At 60.1% G+C, this 1,739-nt stretch carries 2 protein-coding genes; both read left to right on the top strand.

The features are described 5' to 3' along the window. Nucleotides 1-1,023: hypothetical protein (locus LRG07_RS13550; protein ID WP_238642715.1), on the top strand; the 1,023-nt coding region annotated here is incomplete at its 5' end. Between the two features lie 144 nt (nucleotides 1,024-1,167). Next, on the top strand, nucleotides 1,168-1,739 hold a 572-nt coding region (locus LRG07_RS13555), incomplete at its 3' end, for a tetratricopeptide repeat protein (RefSeq protein WP_238642717.1).

Consider the following 1,739-nt stretch of genomic DNA (forward strand, 5'->3'; position numbering starts at 1 on the left):
GTCGTCTGGTCGCTTAGCGTCGATCAAGTTACCGACGGTGTCGATGCCGGGGCGCTGGCATCCGATTCGGATGTGAACGTCAGTGACTCCTACGAGGCCATCGTGCAGGACGGCATTAGTGCTGCTGGTGGGCAAAGCAACTGGATGCCTGACGTCCTGAATGATACTGCCGGCGACCCGCTGGTTGATTATCAGACGCTGGAGGTGACTTCGCAGTGGGACGCCGATGAGCATGACACCCTGCAGCTGGGCAGCGGTGCTAGCATCGGCGATAGTGCCTCTGACGCCTACGTTGATCTTCTCGTCCTGGAAGGCGGCACCGACGAGGAGTTGACGCTGTACGGTTGGAGTGACAGCGACACTACCCAGGACGCCTACCAGATCAGTGTCCGCATCGAGGATGACGCGGAGCTGGATGTCACGGCCATTGCAACCACCTCGAGCGACAGTCCTGTGGCTGCCCACTACGACACCATCCACTTCGCCGGTGGGGAGTCGGAGATCACGCTGCATGACGGCAGCAATTCCGATTCGGTCGAGCAGACGCTCGAGATTGTCCCGGATGGTTTCGGTGTGACCATCAGGAATTTCGATGATGGCAATAGCACCGCTGGAGACTTTGGTGACACGATCCGCCTCGATGACGGCAACGTCGGCCTTGAGAGGGTTCAGCAGATTGATGACGGTTTCACCGTTGATTCTGCCGAACTGACCACGAGTGACTTTGATGACCTAAGTGGCGGTGATTTGACCAATATCGCAGGTGATACTGCTGACGGGGCGATCTCCAGTTCCGATATCTCGGCCGGTGAGGCCTATTACGCCATCGGGCATGACGGGAACGGGGGTACCGATAGCGAGACGGGGTATCTCTATAAGTTGACCGTTGGCAGCAGCGGTGACGTGGATGATATCGCCTCGGCCGAGTTCGTTGCTGAGCTGGAGGATACGTTGAGTTACGACGGTGCTGGTGAGTTCGACGAACTCCATGCAGACAACTTCGAGTTCGATGGACTGGTCTAACTCGTAAGCTGAGGTTCGTCGGAAATGGGCCCACCTCGTTCGCGGGGTGGGCCATTTTAATGGTGCGACTTCGGTTGGCTCTCTCGCGCGGGCGTCTGCGCGGGGGTCGCCGATGTTGTAGACCGTGGACCATCGGGAGGAGATATGGCCGCACGGAGCAAGCGTGCTGAGCCGAAACGACGAATACGCGAGCGCCTAGAGCGGCTGATTAACGATGAGGATTTGGATGGCGCCAAGGAGCTCGCCGAGGACCTTGCCCAGAGGCACCCGCAATCGATCAACGTCGCGCACGCGCTCGGCGCGATTGCCGAGAAGCGGGGTCAGTTCTCGGAGGCCGCCGAAAACTTCCAGGCAGCGATTCACCGTGGGGGCGCTTCGCCAGGGATCTACACCAACCTGGCGAACATGCAGCTCAAGCTCGAGGACCGCGCGGCGGCCGAGCACTACCTCGACAAGGCGCTTGGCATGCGTGAGGATCACGCCCCGGCTCTGGTCTTGAAGGCTCGGATGCGGCGTGATGCCGGAAGAGTTGATGAGGCGATAGCCCTGTTGGATCGTGTGCTCGGACAGGATCCGCAGGATGTGATTGCCCTCTATCAGCGCGCGTCGCTGAAGAGCCTGGATCTACCGCACAGCTGGCTTGAGTACCTCGAGCGGGTGATGGGCGATGAGCAGCGCAAGATCGAGCGGCGCACCATCGCGGGCTTTGCCCTGGG

The organism is Halorhodospira sp. 9622 (assembly GCF_022228025.1).
Classification (GTDB): domain Bacteria; phylum Pseudomonadota; class Gammaproteobacteria; order Nitrococcales; family Halorhodospiraceae; genus Halorhodospira; species Halorhodospira halophila_A.